Source organism: Streptomyces sp. NPDC029152 (genome assembly GCF_055564355.1).
Genome location: NZ_JBVHWR010000005.1, coordinates 22,820 through 45,916, shown reverse-complemented (window position 1 = coordinate 45,916; position 23,097 = coordinate 22,820). Strand labels below are relative to the sequence as shown.

The window sequence follows — 23,097 nt, the reverse complement described above, 5'->3', positions numbered from 1 at the left end:
AGAATGACACCTCTTTTGAGTGGCTAACCTGCGGACGGCTTGCCAAACTTCAGGTCAAAGGCCAGGACGGCGACGCGTCAGAGCCTTCCAGGAGACACGGAATCCTTCCCCGGCGCTACCCGTCCGACGACTTGCCACCCGAACGGGGGGCGCCGACCGTCGCGCCGGCCTTGACCCCGTTGTCCTTGCCGCCGGCCGGGGCCTCGAAGGACTCCAGCGCCTCCAGCACGTCCTGCACCCGGGAGATCTCGGCGTTGATGTCCTCGCGGCGCCGCACCAGCACCTCCAGCTCGCGCTTGCCCTCCTCGACCGTGCGCCGGGCCTCGCGGACCGCCTCGGCCTTGAGCTCCTCGGCCTCCCGGACCAGCGAGGCCTTCTTCTGCTCGGCCTCCTTCAGCAGGCCCTCGGCCTTCTTGACGGCGGCGATGCGCACCTTGCCGGCCTCGGAGTTGGCCTCCGACACCAGCTCCTTGGCCTTCGCCTCGGCCTTGGCGAGCTGCTCCTCGGCGGCCTTGACGAGCGCGTCGCAGCGGTCGCCGGCCGACTTCATCGTCTCGGCGGCCTCGCGGCGGGCCCGCTCGTGCAGCTCCTCGATCTCGGAGGTGAGGCGCCGGCGCAGCTCCTCCGCGCGCTCCCGGATGGCCGTCGCGTCCCGCCGGGCGCCGACGAGCAGCTCGTCCGCGTCCGTACGGGCCTTCTCCACCCGGGTGTTGCCCTCGACCGTCGCCTCGGCGACGATCCGGTCGGCCTCCGCGCGGGCCGCGCCGACCATCGTGTCGGCCTGCGACTCGGCGTCCGCGGTGGTCTTCTGCGCCTGCTGCCGGGCCTCGGCGAGCAGCTTGTCGGCCTCCGCCGTGGTCTCCGTGATGAGCGTGTCGACCTGCTCGGCCGCCTCCGAACGCCGCTTGTTGGCGTCCTTGCGGGCCTCGTCCAGGGTGCGCTCGGCCTCCTCGCGGGCGGCCGTCGTGACCCGTTCGGCCTCCTCCTCCGCCCGGGCCTTGAGCCGCTCCGCCTCGGAGCGGATCCGCTCGGCGTGCTGCTGCGCGGAGCCGACCGCCTCGGCGGCCTCGGCCCGCAGCCGCTCCGCCTCGCCGGTGGCCTCCGACAGGATCTGCTCGGCCTGGGCGCTCGCCTCGGTCCGGACCCGGTCGGCCTCGGCGACCGACTCCGTGCGCAGCCGCTCCGCCTCGTCGGCCGCCTCGGTGCGGACGCGGTCCGCCTCCGCGGCCGTCTCGGCGCGGACGCGGTCGGTCTCGGCGGCCGTCTCCGTGGTGAGCCGCTCCGCCTCGGAGCGCGCCTCGGTGATCAGGGTGTCGGCCTGCGTCGCCGCGTCCGACCGGATGCGGTTGGCGTCCTCGCGGGCGTCCGCCCGGGTGCGCGCCGCCGCCTGCTCGGCCTCCGCGATGGTGTCCGAGGCCTCCGTGCGCACCCGCTGGGCGTGCTCGGCGACGTCCGACCGGATCCGCTCGGCCTCCGACATCGCCTCGGACATCGTCCGCTCGGCCAGCGCCTTGGCGGCCTCCGACTCCTCCTGCGCCTCGCGGCGCAGCCGGCCGGCGTCCTCGCTCGCCCGCTCCCGCTCCGCGTAGGCGTCGGCGCGGACCCGGTCCGCCTCCTCCTCGGCCTCGCGCCTGGTGCGCTCCGCCGCGTGCTCCGCGGCGCTGCGCAGTCCGGTGATCTCCTCCTGGGCCTGCTCGTGCAGTCCGGCGACCGACTCCCGCACCTGCTGCGCGTGCTGCTCGGCGGCCGACACCATCTCGGTCGCGCGCCGGTCGGCCTCCTCGACGAGCCGGGTCGCCTCCGCCTGCGCGTCCTCCACGCGCTTGCGCGCCGAGGCCAGCAGTTCCTCGCTCTGCTCGCGGGCCCGCTCGCGCTCCTGGTCAGCCTCCTGCCGGGCGGAGCCCAGCAGCTCCTCGGCCTCGCGGCGGCGCCGGGCGGCCTCCTCCTGGGCGGCGGCCAGCGTCTCCGACGCCTCCGCGGCGATGCGCTCGGCGGCGGCCTGCGCCTCCGCCCGGACCCGGTCCGCGCTCTCCTGCGCCTCCGACTTCAGCCGCTCCGCCTCGCTCGCGGCCTCCGAGCGCAGCCGTACGGCGACGGCCTCACCCTCCGCGCGGAACGCGGCGGCGTCGGCGGCGGCCTCGGTGCGCAGCCGCTCGGCCTCCGTCTCGGCCTGCTGCTGCAGGGCGCGGATGCGCTCCGCGGCCTCCGTGCGCAGCCGCTCGCTCTCCTCGGCGGCCTCGCGGCGGATCCGCGCGCCCTCCTCACGGGCCTCCGTCAGCGCCTGCTCGGCGGCGCCGCGGCGCTCCTCCACCTCGGCGTGCAGCCGCGTCAGCTCCTCGGCGGCCTCCGCCTGCCGGGCCTCGACGGCGCGCTCGGTCTCCTCGCGCAGCTCGCGGGCGGCGCGCTCGGCCTCCGCCCGGAGCTCCTCGGCGCGTTCGGCGGCCTCCGTCCGGTGCCGCTCGGCCTCGGCGCGGGTGCGCTCCAGCGTCTCCTCGGCCTGGCGGCGCAGGGACGTCGCCCGCTCGATCGCCTCGGTGCGGACCTTCTCGCTGTCCGCGGTGGCGCTCTGCCGCAGCTCGTCGGCGTCCGCCTTGGCCTTGGCGAGCAGCTCCTCGGCGGTCTTCGCCGCCTCCTCGATCTGCGCCACGGCCTCCTTGCGGGCCTCGGCGCGGATCTTCTCGCCCTCGGCGACCGCGTCGGCGCGCAGCTGCTCGGCCTCGCCGCGCAGCCGGCGCGCCTCCTCCTGCAGCTCGACCGTCTTGGCGCGGTACTCCTTGGTGTCGTCCTTCGCCGCGCCCTTGAGCTCCTCGGCGATGTCGTGCGCCTCGGCCCGCAGCCGGTCCGCCTCCGCCTCGGCCTCGCGGCGGATCCGCTCGGCCTCCTCGGTGGCGGCCTTCGTGGTCCGCTTGGCCTCCTCGGACGCCTTGTTCAGCACGTCCTCGGCGGTCTTGGCGGCCTTGGACAGCTGGGTGGCCGACTCCTCGGCGCTGACCGTACGGGCCTTCTCGGCGGCCTCGGTGACGATCTTCTCGGCCTCGGCGCGGGCGTCCGCGACCAGCTGCTCGGCCTCGGCCCTGGTGGTCTCGGCGTCCTTCGTGGCCTCGCTGACCAGCCGGGCGACCTGCTCCTTGGCGGTGCGGGTGCGTTGCTCGTTGGCCGACTCGGCGCTCGCGAGGGCCTTGGCCGCGGACTCCTTGGCCTCGGCGACCAGCTTCTCCGCCTCGGTCTGCGCCTTGCGCAGCGCCTCCTCGGCCTCGCTCATGCGCTGCTCGGCGGTCCGGCTCAGCTCCTGGGCCCGCCGGCGCGCGGCCTCCGACTCGCTCGCCGTGGAGCTGCGCAGCTGCTCGGCGTGGTCGGTGGCCTCCTGTGCCTGCGTGGAGGCGGCGTTCAGCAGCCGTTCGGCGTCCGCGCGGGCGCGGCGCAGGATCTGCTCGGCCTCGGCGCGCGCGGTCTCGGCGTCGCTCTGCAGCCGCTGCCGGGCCTCGGAGGTCAGCCGTTCGGCCTCCGCGCGGGCCGCGGCCAGGGCCTGCTCGGCCTCGGCGCGGGACTCGTCGAGCAGCCGGCGGGCCTGCTGCTCGGTGCGGGCGCGCAGCTGCTCCGCCCACGCCACGTTCTCGTTGACGTGCGACTCGACGGTCTGCCGGCGCTCGGCCAGCTCCTGGTCGAGCTGCTGGCGCCGGGTCACCGCCTCCTGGTGCAGCTCGGCCTGGAGCCGGGCGGCCTGCTCGGCGTGCTCCTGGAGGATGCGCTGGGTCTGCGCGCGGGCCTGGCTGAGCTCGCGCTCGGCGTCCGCGCGCAGCTGGTCGGCCTGCACCTGCGCGTTGCGCAGCAACTGCTCGGCCTGGTACCCGATGTCGCCGCCGTCGAAGGCGGGCCGGGACATGATGGTGCGCCGCGCCTCGTGCAGCTTGGCGCGCAGCACCTCGACCTGGTAGCCGAGGTCCTCGGCGTGCTGGATCGCCTTTTCCCGCTCGGTCCTCAGCCGCTTCATCTCGGCCTCGAACCGAGAGAGGTGGTCGACGTCAGCCGCCGGCTCTCGCTCCTGGCTCTCGTAGCCCCGCACTGCGCGGTCCCATCCGTCCCCTGGTCGCAAATCCCTTAGAACGGGCTCCGTCCGTCCACCGAACGGGGCCCCCGGGGGAATGGTGTCAGATCAACGGCGGAGCTTGGGCTGCTGCCCCGTCCCTCGCCCCCCGAAACACGGACCCCGGCGGTCCCGGCGCCGGTGACGACAGGACCGGGTCACCCTGGACTGAGCGGCGACCGCACCCAACCCTACCGGCCCTTATGTACGGGGGTCAGTGCTCAGGTGACTCAACGGCCGCCGAAGTGACCAGTTCCGTCAGGACGCCGTGGCAGTCCTTGGGGTGCAGGAAGGTGATCCGCGATCCCATGGATCCGCGCCGGGGCTCGTCGTACAGCACGCGCACGCCCTTCCCGCGGATGTCCGCGGCGTCCGCGTCGACGTCCGCCGTGCCGAACGCGATGTGGTGGACGCCCTCCCCGTTCTTCGCCAGCCACTTGCCCACCGCGGAGTCCTCCCGGGTCGGCTCCAGCAGCTGGAGGTACGACGCGCCGCCGTCCGACGTATCGTTGATCTTGAGCATGGCCTCGCGCACGCCCTGTTCCTCGTTGACCTCGGTGTGGAACACCTCGAAGCCGTAGGTGGCACGGTAGAACTCGACGGTCGCGTCGAGGTCGTGGCAGGCGATTCCGATGTGGTCGATTCGCGTCAGCATGGATTCAGTGCAGCGCTCCTGGAGTGGTTGCGCAACGTGCGGGCGATCACACCGACAGCACGGTGACGGGCGGGATACCGCTCAGTACATTCGAGTAAACCCTCGTTCACTCCTCGGCCTGTGCGGGCCGGAAAAGGGGATCGCAGCTCATGTCTTCTGCAACGAACGGCACGACCTCCGTCATCGTCGCGGGTGCCCGCACCCCGATGGGGCGGCTGCTCGGCTCGCTGAAGTCCTTCTCCGGGGCCGACCTCGGCGGCTTCGCGATCAAGGCCGCCCTGGACCGCGCGGGCATCGGCGGCGACGAGGTCCAGTACGTGATCATGGGTCAGGTGCTCCAGGCCGGCGCCGGCCAGATCCCCGCCCGCCAGGCCGCCGTCAAGGCCGGCATCCCCATGAACGTCCCGGCGCTCACCATCAACAAGGTGTGCCTCTCCGGCCTCGACGCCATCGCCCTCGCCGACCAGCTGATTCGCGCCGGCGAATTCGACATCGTGGTCGCCGGCGGCCAGGAGTCCATGACCAACGCCCCGCACCTGCTGCCCGGGTCCCGCGAGGGCCACAAGTACGGCGCGGTCCAGATGATCGACGCCATGGCGCACGACGGCCTGACCGACTCCTTCGAGAACATCGCCATGGGCGAGTCGACGGAGAAGCACAACACCCGCCTCGGCATCACCCGTCCGGAGCAGGACGAGATCGCCGCCCTGTCCCACCAGCGCGCCGCCGCCGCCCAGAAGAACGGCGTCTTCGAGGCCGAGATCACCCCGGTCGAGATCCCGCAGCGCAAGGGCGACCCGGTGCTGTTCAGCAAGGACGAGGGCATCCGCGGCGACACCACCGCCGAGTCCCTCGGCAAGCTGCGTCCGGCCTTCGCCAAGGACGGCACGATCACCGCCGGCTCCTCCTCGCAGATCTCCGACGGCGCGGCGGCCGTGGTCGTCATGAGCAAGGCCAAGGCCCAGGAGCTCGGCCTGGAGTGGATCGCCGAGATCGGCGCCCACGGCAACGTGGCCGGCCCCGACAACTCTTTGCAGTCGCAGCCGTCCAACGCCATCCGGCACGCCCTGAAGAAGGAGGGCCTGGAGGTCGGCGACCTCGACCTGATCGAGATCAACGAGGCGTTCGCGGCCGTCGCCGTGCAGTCGATGAAGGACCTCGGCGTGTCCACCGAAAAGGTGAACGTCAACGGCGGCGCCATCGCCCTGGGTCACCCCATCGGCATGTCCGGCGCCCGGCTCGTCCTGCACCTGGCGCTGGAGCTCAAGCGGCGCGGCGGCGGCGTCGGCGCGGCGGCGCTGTGCGGCGGCGGCGGTCAGGGTGACGCGCTGATCGTCCGGGTACCCAAGGCCTGACACCCCCTTCTCCTCACGTACGCGCTACTCGGAACGGAGCTGTGATGCAGGACGTCTCCTCGCTGGTCGCCCAGGCCAGGGAAGGCCGGCCGCGGGCCGTGGCCCGGCTGATCTCCCTGGTGGAGGGGGCGTCCCCGCAGCTCAGGGAGGTCATGGCGGCCCTCGCGCCGCTCACCGGGGGCGCGTACGTGGTGGGCCTGACGGGCTCACCGGGCGTCGGCAAGTCGACGTCCACCTCGGCGCTGGTCACGGCCTACCGCAAGCAGGGCAGGCGGGTCGGCGTCCTGGCCGTCGACCCGTCCTCGCCGTTCTCCGGCGGCGCCCTGCTCGGCGACCGGGTCCGCATGTCGGAGCACGCCTCCGACCCCGGCGTCTACATCCGCTCCATGGCCACCCGCGGCCACCTCGGCGGCCTCGCCTGGGCCGCGCCGCAGGCCATCCGCGTGCTGGACGCGGCGGGCTGCGACGTGATCCTCGTCGAGACCGTCGGCGTCGGCCAGTCCGAGGTCGAGATCGCCTCGCAGGCCGACACCTCCGTCGTCCTCCTCGCCCCCGGCATGGGCGACGGCATCCAGGCCGCCAAGGCCGGGATCCTGGAGATCGGCGACGTCTACGTCGTCAACAAGGCCGACCGCGACGGCGCGGACGCCACCGCCCGCGAGCTGAACCACATGCTGGGCCTCGGCGAGGCCCGCGCCGCCGGCGACTGGCGCCCGCCCATCGTCAAGACCGTCGCCGCGCGCGGCGAGGGCGTCGACGAGGTCGTGGAGGCCCTGGAGAAGCACCGCGCCTGGATGGAGGAGCGGGACGTGCTGGCCGAGCGCCGCCGGGCCCGCGCCGCCCGAGAGGTCGAGACGATCGCCGTCACCACCCTGCGCGAACGCATCGGCGACCTCCACGGCGACCGGCGCCTGGGCGCACTGGCCGAACGCATCGTGGCCGGCGAGCTGGACCCCTACCGCGCCGCGGACGAACTGGTGGCCGGGCTGACGCAGGGCTGACCCGCGGCCTTCGCGCGGACCGGAGAAGAGAGGGCCGGTCCGCGCGCCGCGCTGCTATCTTGACGCGCGTGTTCCTCCTCTTGGCGTAGGGCCCGCCCCGCACGCGACCGCCGCATCCGGCCGTCGCGGCCTTCGGCGTCCCCTCGTCGCCTCCCCCTTGAGGAACCTTCGTGTGTCCACGCCTCCTCCGCGGCCCTCCTACGCCGCCGTCCTGCGCGTCCCCCATGCCCGCCGCACCTTCGCGGCCGCCCTCGTCGGGCGGCTGTCGTACGGCACGGTCGGCCTCGCCCTGATGCTCTCCGTGGCCCGGGCCACCGGGTCGTACGCCGTGGCCGGCACGGTCATGGCCCTGTTCGGCGCGACGGGTGTCCTCCTGTCCCCCTACCGCGCCGGCCTGGTCGACCGGTACGGCCCGCGCCGTGCCCTGCTCCCCATGGCCCTGCTGTACGCCGCCCTGCTGTGCACGCTGGCGGCGGCCTGCGCACACCCGGGCACGCCCGCGGCCGTCCTCGCGGGGACCGCCGCCCTCACCGGAGCCTGCACGCCCCCGCTCGGCCCCACGATGCGGGCGGTGTGGGCCGGGCTGCTGCCCGACCGGCGGATGCTCCAGCGCGCCTACGGCCTGGACGGCGTCGCCGAGGAACTGCTCTTCGTCTCGGGCCCGCTCCTGGTCGGCGTGGTCGTCGGCGTGGCCCCGCCGGCCGCCGGTCTGCTGCTCAGCGCGGTGCTGGTGGCGACGGGCACCCTCGCCTTCGCCACGTCGCCGGCGGCGGGCGCGCCGCGGACGGCGGGTGACGCGAAGGAGGACGCCGGCCGGGCGGGAGCGGGGCACGCCCGCGCCCTGCTGCAACCCGTCGTGGTCACCGCGGGCGTCGGGGTCGCGGTGAGCGCCGTGGAACTCCTGGTCGTCGCCTTCGCCGGGCAGCACGGCCTCGGGGGCGACACCGCCGGCTGGGTGCTCGCGGCGCTGTCGGCGGGCAGCGCGGTCGGCGGCCTGGTCAACGGCGCCGTCGGCTGGAGCTCGTCCGCCCGCGCCCGGCTCCCGTTCCTCGCGGCCGGCTTCGGCCTCTGCCTGGCCGCGGCCGGCTTCGCCCCCGGCGTCGCGACCCTGGCCGCCGCCGTCGCCTGCGCGGGGCTGTTCGTGGCACCGGCGCTGACGACGGCGTACCTGATCGCCGACGAGAGCGTGCCGCCCGGTTTCCGGAACCGGGCGGGCGCCTGGGTCAACGCCGCCGTGAACGCCGGGATGTCCGCCGGTGCGGCGACGGTGGGCCTGCTGGTCGAACGGCTGTCGCTGCCGGTGTGCTTCGCGCTGTCCGGCGCGGTCGCCGTGGCGGTGGCGCTGGTGCCGGGGAGCCGCCGCGGCCGGACCGACGGGCGGCCGGGCCGGCGGACGGCCGGGGCCGCTCAGTCGTCGTCCGGGCCGGAGGCCTCCGTGTCCGAGTCGTCCGAGTCGTCCGAGTCGTCCGCGTCGCCCGAGTGAGGGCCGTGCGAGCGGTCGGCCGTGACCTCGCCGCTCCTCGGGTCGACGCGCCAGTCCCGCTCGGCCTCGCCGGAAGCGCGGGTCTCGACCTCCCAGGCGGTCCTGCCGTCGCCGTAGTGGCCGTCCTCGTCCAGCTCCACGGAGATCACCGTGCCGTGCCCGGCCGCGGCCTTCGCGGCGTCGGCGGCGTCCACGGACGTGCCCTTCAGCGCGGCCCGCACCTCGGCGGTGCCGTCCTCGTCGTCCGTCTCCGAGCCGAGGACCTCGCCGGTGCCCGGGTGGACGCGGACGCTGTGCCGGGTCCCGTCGCCGGCGAGGACGTCGACCTCCCAGGCCGTGCGCTCCCCGTCGTCGCCGTCCCCGTCGTCCAGTTCGGCGGAGACGGCGGTGCCCGGCGCCTCCCGCAGGGCCGAGGCGACGGCGTCGGCCGCCGTCACCCCGACCGGGGTCACGCGGGCGCCGCCGTCGCCCTCCCGGCCGTTCGCGCCGTCGTCCGCCCGACGTGCCGTGCCCGGGTCGTCGTCCCCCGAGGTCGCCAGGGCCGTCGCCGCACCGCCTCCGAGCAGTGCGGCGGCGGTGACGGCGGCGATCACGATGTTGCGCTTCATGCGGGTGCCTCCCGAGTCGTTCGCTGTCGCTTCGTTGCGACGTCCCCACTGTCACCGACCGAGGCTGAGGGCAGCCTGAAACCGTCTGAAGGGATCTTCAGGATGCTTCTGGGACCCTTGTCGCCATGCGTCTGTTGATCGTCGAGGACGAGAAGCGCCTCGCCCTGTCGCTCGCCAGGGGCCTGACCGCCGAGGGCTACGCCGTGGACGTCGTCCACGACGGGCGGGAGGGGCTGCACCGGGCGTCCGGGGGCACGTACGACCTCGTCGTCCTCGACATCATGCTGCCCGGCCTCAACGGCTACCGGATCTGCGCCGCCCTGCGCGCCGCCGGGCACGACGTGCCGATCCTCATGCTCACCGCCAAGGACGGCGAGTACGACGAGGCGGAGGGCCTGGACACGGGCGCCGACGACTACCTCACCAAGCCCTTCTCGTACGTCGTCCTCGTCGCCCGCGTGAAGGCGCTGCTGCGGCGGGCCCAGGGCGCCGGGGTCCCGCCCGTGCACGTCCACGGGGACCTCAAGGTCGACACCGCCGCCCGCCGGGTGTTCCTCGGCGGGAGCGAGGTCGTCCTGACCGCCAAGGAGTTCGCCGTCCTGGAGGAGCTCGTGGTGCGGGCCGGGCAGGTCGTGTCCAAGGCGGAGATCCTGGAGCACGTCTGGGACTTCGCCTACGACGGGGACCCCAACATCGTCGAGGTGTACGTCAGCGCGCTGCGGCGCAAGCTGCGCGCCGGGCTCATCCGGACCGTGCGCGGCGCCGGGTACCGGCTGGAAGGCGGGCGGTGAGCCGGCTCCTCGGCTCCGTCCGGGCCCGCGCGACCCTCGCCGCCACCCTCGTCGTGGCCGTCGCCCTCGTCGCGGCCGGCACCGCCGTCCTGCTGTCCCTGCGCTCCAACCTGCTCGGCGAGGCCGGCACCCAGGCGGAACGCTCCGCGCGGGAGGTGGCGGCCGAGCTCTCCGTCGGGACGCCGTACCGCGACCTGTCGCTGGACGTCGACGACCGGCCGGTGCAGGTCGTCGACGAGGACGGCGGGCTGGTCGCCGTCAGTGAGGACCTGGAGCGGATCAGCGGCACCGGCGTCGGCGCGGTGGAACCGGTGCCGGCCGCCACGGGGGAGCGCGGGGGCGACGACCACGGGGACGACGGTGACGACGGCTCCGGCGAGTCCCTCGAACCCGGCGAGATCGGCGAGCGGACCACCGTCGGCGACGGGTCCGCGACGATCGACGGCGACACGGAGGACTACCGGTTCGCCGCCGTGACCGTCGAGACCCGGGACAGGGGCCGGCTCACCGTCTACGCCGGTGCCCCGCTGTCCGCCGAGCACGGCGCCGTCGACACCGCGCTGACCGTCATGCTGATCGGCTTCCCGGCGCTGCTCGCGGTCGTGGCGTGGGTGACCTGGCTGGTCACCCGGCGCGCGCTGCGCCCGGTGGAGGGCATCCGCCGGGAGATGGCCGCGATCACCGCCAGCGAGGACCTCGCCCGGCGCGTCCCCGTGCCGGACACCCACGACGAGGTCGCCCGGCTCGCCACGACGACCAACGAGACGCTGGCCGCCCTGGAGAGCTCGGTGGAGCGGCAGCGGCGGTTCGTCGCCGACGCCTCGCACGAGCTGCGCAGCCCGATCGCCTCGCTGCGCACCCAGCTGGAGGTGGCCGCCGCCCATCCCGGACTGCTCGACCTGGACGGCGCGGTCGAGGACACCATGCGGCTTCAGCGGCTCGCCGCCGACCTGTTGCTGCTGGCCAGGCTGGACGCGGGGGAGCGGCCCGCCGACGCGCGGGTCGACCTCGCCGCGCTGGCGCGCGCCCGGGCGGAGGGCCGGGCCGGGGTGAGCGTGCGGGCCGAGGACGCCGTGGCGGTCGCCGGCTCGCGGGGCCAGCTGGAGCGGGTGCTGGCCAATCTGCTCGACAACGCCCGGCGGCACGCCCGCTCGGCGGTGGAGGTGTCGGTGCGCCGCGACGGTGACGTGGCGGTGGTCGCGGTGGCCGACGACGGGGAGGGTGTGCCGGCGGCCGACCGGGAGCGGATCTTCGAACGGTTCGTGCGGCTCGACGCCGCCCGCAGCCGCGACGACGGCGGGGCCGGTCTGGGGCTGGCCATCGCCCGTGACGTCGCCGTGCGGCACGGCGGCACGCTCACGGTCCGCGACGCGCCGGCGGGCGGAGCCCTGTTCGAACTCCGCCTGCCGGTCACCTAGGGCACGTCCGGGAACCGCCCGGGCTCAGGGGCGTCCCCGCTGGCCGCGCAGGTGCTCGGCGACGGGCCTGAGCGCCTTGTCGAGCTCCGCCAGGGCCTCGGGCGTCAGCAGGTCGATGAAGTGCCGGCGCACGGACGCCACGTGGTGCGGCGCGACCTTCCGCATCGTCTCCAGACCGTGCTCGGTGAGGACGGCGTAGAGCCCGCGGCGGTCGGACTCGCAGTTCTCCCGCCGGACCAGGTTCGCGTTCTCCATGCGCGTGATCTGGTGGGAGAGGCGGCTCTTGGACTGCAGGGTGGCGGAGGCGAGATCGCTCATCCGCATCCTGTCGTCCTCGGACTCGGAGAGGTTCACCAGGATTTCGTAGTCGTTCATCGTCAGGCCGAAGGGCTGCAGGTCCTTCTCGAGCTGGTGCGCCAACAGCCTGTTGACCTCCAGGTGGGTGCGCCAAGCACACTGCTCCGTATCGGTCAGCCAGCGGGTGGCCGTCTCGGTCTCCATGAATGAAGTCTACCTAAGAAGTTGAAAGGCGAACTAATGAGGGGTGTCGTGTGACGGTGACGGGTGCGCACGCGTTCGACGTCACACTCCGCAGATTACCGCTCACAGCCCGAAGCGGCGCTGGAGGTCTCCCAGCTGTCCGGGAAGCCCCGGTACCCCCGGCCGGCCTCCCGGAGTCCCCTGCGCACCGCCGCCGGGCACGCCCGCCTGCTGCGGAGCGCTCCCCGTGGCCTGCTCCGCCATCAGCGCCTCGCTCGACTGCAGCAGCACCGTCCCCGCCCCCACGAACTCGAACTGGTGCTCCTCCCCGGAGGCGCCGCCCAGGCCCGTCATCGCACGTAGACCGCCCAGCAGGCCGGTCATGTACCCGTGGTCGTAGTGATGGCAGGGCGAGGGGCAGTCGGCCCAGCCGACCAGTGCCTGCGGGTCCACCCGGATCGGGGGTTCCACGAACACCACCGGACCGTTCGACGCGGCCACGAACTTCCCGGTCCCGAGCAGGGTGAGGAAACCCGGCACGATCGACTGCTTGAGGGCGAGACTTGGCTGAAAAGCGAGCAGGTTGCCCGAGCGAATGGTCAGATTGCCGTCCTCCAGGTCGTACGAGTTCACGTCGAAGGCCCGGTCGGCGAGGAGCATCTTGCCCGAGCCCTCGGCGACGACCCAGTCGCTCGCGTGCAGAGGCGAATGGAAGGCCGTGCGCACCAGCCGGTCCAGCCGGCCGTGCCCGATCCCGTTGAACTCGATCGTCCCGTAGTAGGCGATCATCTTCCCCTTCTGCAGGAACCACCGGCTCCCCGCCAGCTCCACGCAGAAGGTGTACGCGTTGACGTTGTCGTCGGCCGGCAGCGTCGCCGGGTCGTGGGGGACGGTGCTCACAGCTTCTCCTCCGAGGCCTGGACGTACACCGTGCCGTTGCCGCTCAGCTCCAGCTGGAACGCCTCGCCGGAGCCGCGTCCCACCATGTCCCGCCAGCCCAGCGCCGTGGACAGCCTGTTGCGGAGGTCCCCGTGGTGGGCGACGTAGGCCTGCGGGTCGACGTGCACCGTCCGGTGCGGGGTGACGGGCACCTCGAAGACGCCCCCGTGGGCCATCACCGCCACCGCGCCGTGCCCCCGGAGGGTGGTCGTGAACAGCCCCTGGCCGCTGACCTGCCCGCGCACCATGCCCATGACCCCGCCCTGCGCGCCCAGGAACACCGTGCCCTGCTCCAGGGTGCCCTCGAAGGCGAGGAGGCGGTCCGCCTCGACGTACAGCGTGTCGCCGGAGAGGTGGACGACCTGCACGTGGTGGCCGCCGTGCCCGAAGAACACCGTGCCGTCGCCCTCGACGGTCATCAGCGGGGTGTCCTCGTTCGCCACCCGGCGGCCGATCATCGACATGACGCCGCCCTGGCCGCCGGTCAGGTTCGGGGTGAAGGAGACGTCCCCCTGGTACGCGAGCATCGCGCCGCGCTGACTGAACAGCCGCTGCCCGGGCGCCACGGTCGCCCGGACCATCTTGGAGTTCACTTCCTCGAAGGCCATGTCACACGTCCCCCGCGATCGTGTTCCGCTCGCTCGGCTGCACGTACACCAGCCCGTCGCCCTCGAAACGGATCTGGAAGGCCTCCCCGCCGCCCTCGCCGAGCAGCGTGCGGAAGGTCACACCCGACTGGAAGGACTGCCGCAGCTTGCCCTGGTGCGCGACGTACGCCCCCGGGTCGACGGTGAGCGGGTACTGCGCGCTGACCCGCAGCGCCACCGCCGGACCGTCCGACATGATCGCCGCCTGTCCGTGCCCCTCGATCGTCGTGGTGAACAGCCCGTTGCCCTGCGCGGCGCCGCGGGTCCCGGTGAAGCCGGTGCCCGTGCGCAGCCCGGCGTCGGCCGCCAGGAAGTTGCTCGACTCGACGTACAGCGTGTCGCCCCGGAGCCCCACCAGGGTGATCTCCGAGGCCCGGTCCGCGAACCAGCAGGTCCCCCGCCCCCTCACCTCCATCACCGTCATCTGCTCGCCGGTGAGCCGCCGGGTCACCATCCCCCGGATGCCCTCACCGCCGCCGCTCAGCTTCTTGAAGGCCATCTCCCCGTCGTACGCGACCATCGAGCCGTTCTTCGCCCTCACGGCGTCCCCGGTCATGTCGACGGCGAGCACCTTGCTGCCCTGGAGTCGGAACATCGCCACGAACGAGAACGTAGCGGCCGGGCGGTCCGGTGGACAGATCCCCGGGGCGGAGGTCACCCCCCGATCCCCGCCCCAGGGCGCCGGTGCGCCCGCGGTCCCGACCCCCTGGCCCGGGCGTGGCGCGGGTTTGTCACAATGGACGGGCGCTTGTGAGTGTGTTCACAAACCGCCCTGCTCATCGACCGATCCCTCCTCCACCCCTCTCCCACCGAAGGTGACCCGTGGACCTCAAGACCGCCACCGCCCTCCGCCGCCTCCGCCTGGTCTCGGGCCCCGAGGCGATCTCGTTCCTCCTGCTGCTCGTCTGCTCGGTGCTGAAGCGGACCACGGACTTCAACGCGGTGCCGGTGATGGGCATGATCCACGGCGTGCTGTTCGTGCTGTACCTGGTCTTCTGGGCGGACGCGTGGAACCGTGCCAAGTGGCCGCTGAAGACCGCCGCCCTCTACTTCGTCCTCTCGGTCCTGCCGACCGGCGGCTTCTTCGCCGAGCGCAGGCTCAAGCGCGAGGCCGAGAACGCGGTCATCGCCTCGCGCGCCCGTCAGGAAGGGATCGTCAACGCATGATCGTCGCCTTTTCCGTGACGCCGCTGGGCGTCGGCGAGGACGTCGGGGAGTACGTGGCCGACGCGGTGCGGGTGGTCCGCGAGTCGGGGCTGCCGAACCGCACCGACGCGATGTTCACGTCCGTCGAGGGCGAGTGGGACGAGGTCATGGACGTCGTCCGGCGCGCCGTCGCCGCCGTCGAGGCGCGGGCGCCGCGGGTCTCCCTGGTCCTCAAGGCGGACATCCGCCCCGGCGTGACGGACGGCCTCACGTCCAAGGTCGAGACGGTGGAGCGCCACCTCGCCGGATGACACGGCCGGCGGGGCGGTGGTATCGAAGGGCGAGACGGGGCTGACCGGCATATGACCGGCCGGTAAGGTCTGGTGCCGTGCCGAAGCCCCTCAGCCTCTCCTTCGATCCCATCGCCCGCGCCGACGAACTCTGGAAGCAGCGCTGGGGCGGCGTCCCCTCCATGGCCGCGATCACCTCGATCATGCGCGCCCACCAGATCCTGCTGGCCGAGGTCGACGCGGTGGTCAAGCCCTACGGGCTGACGTTCGCGCGCTACGAGGCGCTGGTGCTGCTCACCTTCTCCAAGTCGGGCGAGCTGCCGATGTCCAAGATCGGCGAGCGGCTCATGGTGCACCCCACCTCCGTGACCAACACCGTCGACCGCCTGGTCCGCTCCGGCCTGGTCGACAAGCGCCCCAACCCCAACGACGGCCGCGGCACGCTCGCCAGCATCACCGACAAGGGCCGCGAGGTCGTCGAGTCGGCCACCCGCGACCTCATGGCCATGGACTTCGGCCTGAGCGCGTACGACGCGGAGGAGTGCGGCGAGATCTTCGCGATGCTCAGGCCCCTGCGGGTGGCGGCGGGGGACTTCCAGGGGGAGTGAGCGTGTCGGCGGGCCCGCCGGAAGATCGCCCGAAACGGGTGGTTACGCTCGTAGGCATGAAAAAGAGCGTGCTGACCCGCTACCGCGTCATGGCGTACGTCACCGGTGTGCTGCTGATCGCCCTGTGCCTGGGCATGATCGCCAAGTACGCCCTGGAACTGGACGGCGCCGCCGACTTCACCCGGGTCGTCAGCATCGCCCACGGCTGGCTGTACGTCATCTACCTCGTCTTCGCCTTCGACCTGGGCTCCAAGGCGAAGTGGCCGGTCAAGAAGCAGCTCTGGGTGCTGCTCGCGGGGACCGTCCCGACGGCGGCCTTCTTCGTGGAGCGGAGGATCAGCCGGGAGCTGGACGCCAAGGTCGCCGGGGCCGCGCCGGCGGCCGCCAAGGCCTGACCCCACCGCCGTACGGACCCCCGTTCGGCGGACCTCCATCGACATTTACTTGGACGTCCTAGTAAATTCGAGGGTATGGACACTGACGCCATAGAGGAAGGCCGCCGTCGGTGGCAGGCTCGGTACGACGCCTCGCGCAAGCGGGACGCCGACTTCACCACGCTCTCCGGGGACCCCGTGGAGCCGGTGTACGGGCCCCGGGACGGGGACAGGTACGAGGGGTTCGAGCGGATCGGGTGGCCGGGGGAGTTCCCCTTCACCCGGGGGTTGTATCCCACCGGCTACCGAGGGCGGACGTGGACCATCCGGCAGTTCGCCGGGTTCGGGAACGCCGAGCAGACCAACGAGCGGTACAAGATGATCCTCCGGAACGGGGGCGGGGGACTGTCCGTCGCGTTCGACATGCCGACGCTGATGGGCCGCGACTCCGACGACCCGCGCTCGCTCGGCGAGGTCGGGCACTGCGGGGTGGCCATCGACTCGGCCGCCGACATGGAGGTGCTGTTCAAGGACATCCCGCTCGGGGACGTGACGACCTCCATGACGATCAGCGGGCCCGCCGTGCCCGTGTTCTGCATGTACCTCGTCGCCGCCGAGCGCCAGGGCGTCGACGCGTCCGTGCTCAACGGCACGCTCCAGACGGACATCTTCAAGGAGTACATCGCCCAGAAGGAGTGGCTCTTCCAGCCCGAGCCGCACCTGCGCCTCATCGGCGACCTGATGGAGTACTGCGCGGCCGGCATCCCCGCCTACAAGCCGCTCTCCGTCTCCGGGTACCACATCCGCGAGGCCGGGGCGACGGCCGCGCAGGAGCTGGCGTACACGCTGGCCGACGGCTTCGGGTACGTCGAGCTGGGGCTCAGCCGCGGGCTGGACGTGGACGTGTTCGCGCCGGGGCTGTCCTTCTTCTTCGACGCCCACGTCGACTTCTTCGAGGAGATCGCCAAGTTCCGCGCGGCCCGGCGCATCTGGGCCCGCTGGATGCGGGACGTGTACGGGGCGAGGAGCGAGAAGGCGCAGTGGCTGCGGTTCCACACCCAGACCGCCGGTGTCTCGCTGACCGCGCAGCAGCCCTACAACAACGTCGTGCGGACCGCCGTGGAGGCGCTGGCCGCCGTGCTCGGCGGGACCAACTCCCTGCACACCAACGCCCTGGACGAGACCCTCGCCCTGCCCAGCGAGCAGGCCGCCGAGATCGCCCTGCGGACCCAGCAGGTGCTGATGGAGGAGACCGGCGTCGCCAACGTCGCCGACCCGCTGGGCGGTTCCTGGTTCGTCGAGCAGCTCACGGACCGGATCGAGGCGGACGCCGAGAAGATCTTCGAGCAGATCAGGGAGCGCGGGCTCAGGGCCCACCCCGACGGGCAGCACCCCATCGGGCCGATGACCTCCGGCATCCTGCGCGGCATCGAGGACGGCTGGTTCACCGGCGAGATCGCCGAGTCCGCCTTCCGCCACCAGCAGGCCCTGGAGAAGGGCGACAAGAAGGTCGTCGGCGTCAACGCCCACACCGGCTCCGTCACCGGCGACCTGGAGATCCTGCGGGTCAGCCACGAGGTCGAGCGCGAGCAGGTGCGGGTGCTGGGCGAGCGCAGGGCGGCCCGGGACGACGCGGCCGTGCGCTCCGCGCTGGAGGCGATGCTCGCCGCGGCACGGTCCGGCGGGAACATGATCGGGCCGATGCTGGACGCCGTGCGGGCCGAGGCGACGCTCGGCGAGATCTGCGGGGTGCTGCGGGAGGAGTGGGGCGTCTACACGGAACCGGCGGGTTTCTAGGCGCCCGCGCCCGCCGTCCGGCTCGGAGGGTCAGGGGGCGGGGTCCGGCGGCTCGGCCGGCCGAGCCGTCAGACCCCACAGCAGTATCCGCGTCAGGCTCCGCACCCACTCCCCGTCGGCCGGTTCCGCGCTGACCAGGGTGCGGTGGACCACCGCGCCCGCCACCACGTCGAAGATGAGGTCCGCCGTGCGGGCGGCCTCCGCCGGGCCGGCCTCGGCGGGCAGTTCGCCGCGGGCCTGGGCGCGGGCCCTGCCGGCCAGTACCAGGCGCTTCTGCCGGTCGACGATGGAGCCGCGGATGCGTTCGCGCAGCGCGTCGTCCCGCGTGGCCTCGGCCACCACCGCCATCAGCCCGCTCCTGGCCTCCGGCCGGGCCAGGATCGCCGCGAACTGCAGCACCACTCCCTCGATGTCGGCGGCCAGGCAACCGCGGTCGGGCAGTTCGAGTTCGTCGAAGAGCTCCGCCACCGCGTCCACGACCAGCTCGTTCTTGCCCGCCCAGCGGCGGTAGAGGGTCGTCTTGGCAACCCCGGCCCGCGTCGCGACGTCTCCCAGGGTGAGTTTCGACCAGCCGAGGTCCACCAGGGCCGCCCGGGTCGCGGCCAGGATGGCGGCGTCCGCCGCGGCACTGCGCGGGCGCCCGGTGCGGCCGGCGGGGGTGCTGCTCTGCATGTCCCGACCATAACCGGCGTGTCTCCGGCGGCCGGCCGTGAGGGAGATCACCGGATCGGGGTGTTCCGACGGCCCGTCATGGCATTACGCTACGACTCGTAGCGAAAGCACGGGTACGCCCGTGCCCGAGCGACGACCACGGGCGCAGGGTGGGGACCCGGCGCCGCACGACCCGTGCCGACGGCACACGTCAGGGCGGGCTTTCACGCCGCTTTTCACACGCGCGCGCAGGACAGGGGAGGATAGACCCATGCAGCCACGGAACATGTCCATGAGCGGGGTCGTCGACCTCGCCGCGGTGAAGGCGGCCCAGGAGGCCAAGGCGAAGGCGGAGCAGGCGCGCGCCGAGGCGGCCCGGCACGGCGGTGCGGGGGGCGTCTCCCCGGCCGATCTCGTCATCGACGTCGACGAGGCCCGCTTCGAGAGCGACGTCCTGCAGCGGTCCACCGAGGTCCCGGTCGTCATCGACTTCTGGGCCGAGTGGTGCGAGCCCTGCAAGCAGTTGAGCCCCGTCCTGGAGCGGCTCGCCGTCGAGTACAACGGGCGCTTCCTCCTCGCCAAGATCGACGTCGACGCCAACCAGATGCTGATGCAGCAGTTCGGTGTCCAGGGCATCCCGGCCGTGTTCGCGGTCGTGGCCGGACAGGCGCTGCCGCTCTTCCAGGGCGCCGCCGGCGAGGCGCAGATCCGTCAGACCCTGGACCAGCTGGTGCAGGTCGCCGAGCAGCGCTTCGGCCTGACCGGCCTCGTCGTCGACCCGGAGGCGGAGCCGGGCGCGGACCGGGCCGCCGCCCCCGAGCGTCCGGCCGGACCGCACGACGCGGCTCTGGAGGCCGCCGTGCAGGCGCTGGACGCCGGCGACCTGGCCGGCGCCGTCCGCGCATACAAGAACGTGCTCGGTGACGACCCGGGCAACACGGAGGCCAAACTGGGCCTCGCCCAGGCCGAGTTGCTCCAGCGCGTCCAGGACGCCGACCCGCAGCGGGTCCGTCGGGACGCGGCGGACAAGCCGGACGACGCGCAGGCGCAGATCGCCGCCGCCGACCTGGACCTGGTGGGCGGGCACGTGGAGGACGCCTTCGGCCGGCTCATCGACACGGTACGCCGCACGGCCGGGGACGACCGGGACGCCGTACGGGTGCGCCTGCTGGAGCTGTTCGAGGTGGTCGGCGCCGACGATCCGCGGGTGACCGCGGCGCGCAGGGCACTGGCCCGGGCCCTGTTCTAGAGGGCGCTTCCGGGCTCCTCCGCCGGGTGGTCGCCGACCGCCCGGCCGGGTGGTGCCCGAGTGGGAGAACTGCCGACGAGACGTCAGTGCGGCCGCGCTTTGCCAAATCTTGGTAATCGCGGCCGCTGTTACTGCCAGTAAGTCACAGGCGCCGTTCTGTCGGGCTCTGTCCGGCTGTCCATCGTTTCGTCCCTCCTTCATGGCACACCCAGCGTCGCCGTCCGGGGCCGATGTGTCGTTCCACGGTTATCCCCCCGTTACTAGTGAGTAACGAACCCCCTTGTGCCGACGGCGAGAATGCACCACGATCGGCGACGCTCGGTCCATTCCCGTACCCCGAAAGCCAGTCGGGTCGCGGGGGTTCCTGGGTCCCCACCGAGCAGGGCCGGCGGCAGTGACGCCGGCTCTTGGGCAGGGGGGTCTTCACCCAGCCGGTGAAGCCTGTCCAGCAGGGTTGTGCGTGATGTGTGTCAGGCGCGACCAGTGGTTGTCGCTCGGGGGTGATCGCCGGTGATTCGGGCGCGTGGTACGTGCCGCCGAGCGCGGGCGCTCTCCTTCCCGAGGACGTAGCACTTCTCCCATCCCTGCCAGGCCGAGCCGCCGATCCGGGGGGCGGGCCGAGGCCAGGAGATGTACGTCCGAGAAGGAGGAAATATGGAGTCCCAGGTGCGTGGCGGGACCAGATGGAAGCGGTTCGCCGTCGTCATGGTGCCCAGCGTGGCCGCGACGGCCGCGATAGGCGTGGCGCTGGCGCAGGGCGCCCTGGCCGCGTCGTTCAGCGTCTCCGGCCAGTCGTTCAAGGTGACGGCGGAGCAGCTCGACGGTACGGGCTTCGTCCAGTACGGAGCGATCGACTCGGGTTACACGCTCGACGGGCAGAAGACGGCTCACCCCGTCGCCGTCTCGGCGTTCAAGTCCGCGTCGATCAAGGGCATGTGCCAGTCCGTGGTCACCCCGGACATCCCGCTCATCGGCTCGGTCAGCCTCATGCTGAAGGCCGGCGGCGGCGGCAAGGCGGTCGAGGCCGAGAACCTGTACATCGACGTCGAGCAGCTCGAGGCCGATGCCACGTTCCGCGGCATCGACATCGGCGTCGCGGCCAAGGACGCCGCCAAGGGTCCGGGCATCAAGAAGGGCGACACCGCGAACCCGTACGGGTTCTCGCAGCAGGCCGACTCGGTCACACTGACCGGTGTGAAGCAGACGGCGTGGGCGACCACCGCCGGAACCTTCAAGCTCAGCGGCCTGAAGATGTCGCTGTCCAAGGGTGTCAAGGAGTGCTACTAAGCACTCGCTGACGGGCGGGGGAGCCGATGGCGCCCCCGCCCGTCCACTCTCCGGGCGCGCTGTCCCGCGCGGCCCACATCTCCACCACAGCAAAGCCGTACCAGGGAGCTGTTTTCCATGAGCGCCGAGACTCCTGCCGCATCCGGCCAGTTCGCCCGCCGGAGGCTGCAGTTCCGTGCCTGGCGAGGCGCGCGGCCGTTCTGGGCCGGTCTGTTCGTCGCCCTCGGCGGCCTCCCCATCGCCTACTTCCCGTACGCGAACCTCCAGATCGGCCACCTGACGCTGGCGATGGCCACCACCGCGGGCGCCGGATCCCTGATCATCGGTGTCCTGCTGGTCGTCCTGGGCGTCAGCCTGTGGTTCCAGAAGCACGTCCGGGTCTTCGCGGGCGTGGCGGCGATCCTGCTGGCGCTGGTGTCCATCCCCGTGTCCAACCTCGGTGGTTTCCTCATCGGCTTCCTGCTCGCGCTGATCGGTGGAGCGATGGCCGTGTCGTGGGTGCCGGGTCAGCCGCCGCAGGCCGAGCCGCCGTCGGAGAGCAGGGGAACGGGCGGCGCGCCCGAGGGAGTGGTCCCCGGCATCCCGGTGCCCGACGCCACGGTGCACAACGCCGCGGCGCCCGGCACCACGGTGCCGCAGCCGCGGGACGGCGGGGAAGAGCCGAACGATCTGTCAGGAACGAGCCCGGCCAACGGGGCGAACGGGAGGCACAGTGCCGGCTGACGAGGTGTCCCGCGGGACCGACGTGGAGGCGTCCCGTGTGAGAACCGGGCCGCGCCACGCGGCACCCAAGAAGCCGTTGTTCACCAGGTTCCACATGCCGGCCGGGAAGGCGATAGCCCTGGCGGCGATGCCCACGGCGGTCCTCATGGGGATGGGGTTCACGCCGACGCTGGCCCTCGCCGACGGCAACGACGCGGCGCCGCCGTCGAACAGCCTGACGGCCGACGAGTACAAGGACTGCGTGGCGGCCCTCGAGGACGCCGAGAAGGGCTCGTCACAGTCCCCCACGCCGTCGCCCTCGGCGACCGACGGGGCGGACGAGGAGAAGGCCGGCGACAAGGCCGACGACAAGGGCGACGCGACGGAGCCGGAACCGGCGGCCTCCGGTGACGCGGGCCAGGACAGCGGCAAGGGCGCCGACGAGGGCGCCGGTTCGACCTCTTCGCCGGATTCAGGTTCCGACGACGAGGCCGAGCCCGCACCCTCCGCGACCCCCGAGGCGCAGAGCCGGGAGGAGGCGTCCGGCGCCGGGACCCCGACGCCCTCGCCGTCCGCGGGCGAGAGCGAGAGCGGCGGCGTGCTGAAGGACCTCGGCGACGCCATCGGGGGCATCCTCACCGGCGGCAGGGCCGAGCAGGACCCGAGCCCCACGCCCACCCCCTCGGCGTCCGCGAGCGCCGGCGGAGGTACCGGAGGGAGCACCGCGAAGGACGCCTCCGGCACCGTGGAGGACACGGTCGAGAAGGCCACCGACACGGTGGAGGACGCCACCGGCACGGCGAAGGACGCCGCGCAGGGCGCCACCGACGCGGCGGCCGGGGCGGCCGGGGACGCCGGGAAGACGGCGGACGAGTCCGTCGACGAGGCCGCAGAGGAGGCGGAGGAGGCGGAGGAGACCGGGGAGGCCACCGCCTCGCCCGGCCCCGAGGCCTCCGAGAGCGCCGGCACGGACGTGGACGACTGCCCGGTCGCCACGGACGCCGAGGGCGGCGTCGACAACAAGGTGCCGCTGCCGGACGACCCCTGGTACCTGAACGCCAGCTCACTGCTGCTCAAGGGCGCCTCGTACAAGGGCATCGTCGAGGTCAGGACGGCCAACGGCTCCACCAAGAAGGTGCTGAAGTACGTCGTCTCGAACGGCACCGACATCGGCGACCTGCACCAGACGGTGAAGGACGAGCAGTCCGGCAAGACCTACCACGTGCAGGCGGCCAAGGGCTCGACGTCCACGATCCGCGAGGGCGAGACCGTGATGTACACCGAGAGCATCTCGGGCAACCTGCTCGGGCTGATCCCGATCACCTTCGACCCGGAGAACCCGCCGCCGCTGGACATCCCGCTGATCTACTTCACCAAGGTGACGGTCGTCCAGGCCGGCCAGTTCGGCGGCACGCTGCACATCCCCGGGCTGCACCAGTTCACCACCTGAGCGCACCCACGAGCCGCTTCGGGAGCCGCACGGCGACGAGGGCGCCCCCCGTCCGCAGGGGGCGCCCTCGTCGTGTACCGCG

General features: G+C 72.9%; 22 protein-coding genes. 14 read left to right on the top strand and 8 right to left on the bottom strand.

Going from position 1 to position 23,097, the window contains the following annotated elements; all coding sequences use genetic code 11:
- Positions 1 to 115: 115 nt before the first annotated feature.
- Both scy and mce read right to left on the bottom strand, forming a co-directional pair.
- A complete protein-coding gene (scy, locus tag ACZ4V6_RS12395) occupies positions 116 to 4,063 on the bottom strand; it encodes a polarized growth protein Scy (RefSeq protein WP_467825743.1) in 3,948 nt (1,315 codons plus the stop codon).
- Positions 4,064 to 4,298: 235 nt separating this feature from the next.
- On the bottom strand, positions 4,299 to 4,739 hold the full coding sequence (mce, locus tag ACZ4V6_RS12390) for a methylmalonyl-CoA epimerase (RefSeq protein ID WP_059301486.1): 441 nt from the start codon (positions 4,737 to 4,739) through the stop codon (positions 4,299 to 4,301).
- A gap of 149 nt (positions 4,740 to 4,888) precedes the next feature.
- On the opposite strand from mce, the gene ACZ4V6_RS12385 reads away from it, so the two are divergent.
- The 3 genes from ACZ4V6_RS12385 to ACZ4V6_RS12375 all read left to right on the top strand — a co-directional run bounded on the left by ACZ4V6_RS12385 (position 4,889) and on the right by ACZ4V6_RS12375 (position 8,578).
- Positions 4,889 to 6,094: an acetyl-CoA C-acetyltransferase gene (locus ACZ4V6_RS12385; RefSeq protein WP_467825740.1), complete on the top strand. Its 1,206-nt coding sequence runs from the start codon at positions 4,889 to 4,891 to the stop codon at positions 6,092 to 6,094.
- Between the two features lie 44 nt (positions 6,095 to 6,138).
- Positions 6,139 to 7,095 (top strand): methylmalonyl Co-A mutase-associated GTPase MeaB, encoded by a 957-nt coding sequence (gene meaB, locus ACZ4V6_RS12380; RefSeq protein WP_467825738.1) that lies wholly within the window; start codon positions 6,139 to 6,141, stop codon positions 7,093 to 7,095.
- A 172-nt stretch (positions 7,096 to 7,267) separates the two neighbouring features.
- A complete protein-coding gene (locus ACZ4V6_RS12375) occupies positions 7,268 to 8,578 on the top strand; it encodes an MFS transporter (protein ID WP_467825737.1) in 1,311 nt (436 codons plus the stop codon).
- On the opposite strand, the gene ACZ4V6_RS12370 is transcribed toward ACZ4V6_RS12375, so the two are convergent.
- On the bottom strand, positions 8,503 to 9,186 hold the full coding sequence (locus ACZ4V6_RS12370; RefSeq protein WP_467825734.1) for a PepSY domain-containing protein: 684 nt from the start codon (positions 9,184 to 9,186) through the stop codon (positions 8,503 to 8,505). The genes ACZ4V6_RS12375 and ACZ4V6_RS12370 overlap by 76 nt on opposite strands.
- Positions 9,187 to 9,311: 125 nt before the next feature.
- On the opposite strand from ACZ4V6_RS12370, the gene ACZ4V6_RS12365 reads away from it, so the two are divergent.
- Positions 9,312 to 9,977 carry a response regulator transcription factor gene (locus tag ACZ4V6_RS12365; protein ID WP_467825733.1) on the top strand — a complete coding sequence of 222 codons (666 nt, stop codon included), beginning with the start codon at positions 9,312 to 9,314 and terminating at the stop codon, positions 9,975 to 9,977.
- Complete coding sequence (locus ACZ4V6_RS12360; protein WP_467825730.1) at positions 9,974 to 11,395, top strand: ATP-binding protein; 1,422 nt, start codon at positions 9,974 to 9,976, stop codon at positions 11,393 to 11,395. Before ACZ4V6_RS12365 ends, ACZ4V6_RS12360 begins: the two co-directional genes overlap by 4 nt.
- Positions 11,396 to 11,419: 24 nt before the next feature.
- On the opposite strand, the gene ACZ4V6_RS12355 is transcribed toward ACZ4V6_RS12360, so the two are convergent.
- From ACZ4V6_RS12355 to ACZ4V6_RS12340, 4 genes are all read right to left on the bottom strand, one after another.
- Entirely contained in the window at positions 11,420 to 11,896 is a 477-nt protein-coding gene (locus ACZ4V6_RS12355) for a MarR family winged helix-turn-helix transcriptional regulator (protein ID WP_467825727.1), read from the bottom strand.
- Positions 11,897 to 11,998: 102 nt separating this feature from the next.
- Positions 11,999 to 12,775 carry an AIM24 family protein gene (locus ACZ4V6_RS12350; protein ID WP_467825724.1) on the bottom strand — a complete coding sequence of 259 codons (777 nt, stop codon included), beginning with the start codon at positions 12,773 to 12,775 and terminating at the stop codon, positions 11,999 to 12,001.
- Positions 12,772 to 13,422 (bottom strand): AIM24 family protein, encoded by a 651-nt coding sequence (locus ACZ4V6_RS12345; protein WP_467825722.1) that lies wholly within the window; start codon positions 13,420 to 13,422, stop codon positions 12,772 to 12,774. Before ACZ4V6_RS12345 ends, ACZ4V6_RS12350 begins: the two co-directional genes overlap by 4 nt.
- Before the next feature lies 1 nt (position 13,423).
- Complete coding sequence (locus ACZ4V6_RS12340; protein WP_467826485.1) at positions 13,424 to 14,056, bottom strand: AIM24 family protein; 633 nt, start codon at positions 14,054 to 14,056, stop codon at positions 13,424 to 13,426.
- Positions 14,057 to 14,283: 227 nt separating this feature from the next.
- On the opposite strand from ACZ4V6_RS12340, the gene ACZ4V6_RS12335 reads away from it, so the two are divergent.
- From ACZ4V6_RS12335 to ACZ4V6_RS12315, 5 genes are all read left to right on the top strand, one after another.
- A complete protein-coding gene (locus tag ACZ4V6_RS12335; protein ID WP_467825719.1) occupies positions 14,284 to 14,628 on the top strand; it encodes a DUF3817 domain-containing protein in 345 nt (114 codons plus the stop codon).
- On the top strand, positions 14,625 to 14,918 hold the full coding sequence (locus tag ACZ4V6_RS12330; protein ID WP_030187368.1) for an MTH1187 family thiamine-binding protein: 294 nt from the start codon (positions 14,625 to 14,627) through the stop codon (positions 14,916 to 14,918). Before ACZ4V6_RS12335 ends, ACZ4V6_RS12330 begins: the two co-directional genes overlap by 4 nt.
- Positions 14,919 to 14,995: 77 nt before the next feature.
- Positions 14,996 to 15,505, top strand: a complete 510-nt coding sequence (locus ACZ4V6_RS12325; protein WP_467825716.1) for a MarR family winged helix-turn-helix transcriptional regulator — start codon at positions 14,996 to 14,998, stop codon at positions 15,503 to 15,505.
- Between the two features lie 56 nt (positions 15,506 to 15,561).
- Positions 15,562 to 15,900 carry a DUF3817 domain-containing protein gene (locus ACZ4V6_RS12320; RefSeq protein WP_467825714.1) on the top strand — a complete coding sequence of 113 codons (339 nt, stop codon included), beginning with the start codon at positions 15,562 to 15,564 and terminating at the stop codon, positions 15,898 to 15,900.
- A gap of 75 nt (positions 15,901 to 15,975) precedes the next feature.
- On the top strand, positions 15,976 to 17,676 hold the full coding sequence (locus tag ACZ4V6_RS12315; protein WP_467825712.1) for an acyl-CoA mutase large subunit family protein: 1,701 nt from the start codon (positions 15,976 to 15,978) through the stop codon (positions 17,674 to 17,676).
- A 30-nt stretch (positions 17,677 to 17,706) separates the two neighbouring features.
- On the opposite strand, the gene ACZ4V6_RS12310 is transcribed toward ACZ4V6_RS12315, so the two are convergent.
- Entirely contained in the window at positions 17,707 to 18,348 is a 642-nt protein-coding gene (locus tag ACZ4V6_RS12310; protein ID WP_467825709.1) for a TetR/AcrR family transcriptional regulator, read from the bottom strand.
- A 250-nt stretch (positions 18,349 to 18,598) separates the two neighbouring features.
- Between ACZ4V6_RS12310 and ACZ4V6_RS12305 the strand changes: the two genes are divergently transcribed.
- The 4 genes from ACZ4V6_RS12305 to ACZ4V6_RS12290 all read left to right on the top strand — a co-directional run bounded on the left by ACZ4V6_RS12305 (position 18,599) and on the right by ACZ4V6_RS12290 (position 23,015).
- Complete coding sequence (locus ACZ4V6_RS12305; RefSeq protein ID WP_467825706.1) at positions 18,599 to 19,576, top strand: tetratricopeptide repeat protein; 978 nt, start codon at positions 18,599 to 18,601, stop codon at positions 19,574 to 19,576.
- A gap of 654 nt (positions 19,577 to 20,230) precedes the next feature.
- A complete protein-coding gene (locus ACZ4V6_RS12300; protein WP_361574547.1) occupies positions 20,231 to 20,863 on the top strand; it encodes a DUF6230 family protein in 633 nt (210 codons plus the stop codon).
- Positions 20,864 to 20,980: 117 nt separating this feature from the next.
- The gene (locus tag ACZ4V6_RS12295; protein WP_467825702.1) at positions 20,981 to 21,586 is read left to right on the top strand and encodes a DUF6114 domain-containing protein; all 606 of its coding nucleotides are present in this window, start codon (positions 20,981 to 20,983) and stop codon (positions 21,584 to 21,586) included.
- On the top strand, positions 21,576 to 23,015 hold the full coding sequence (locus ACZ4V6_RS12290) for a hypothetical protein (RefSeq protein ID WP_467825699.1): 1,440 nt from the start codon (positions 21,576 to 21,578) through the stop codon (positions 23,013 to 23,015). The genes ACZ4V6_RS12295 and ACZ4V6_RS12290 overlap by 11 nt, the downstream gene beginning before the upstream one ends.
- The last annotated feature ends 82 nt before the right edge of the window (positions 23,016 to 23,097 follow it).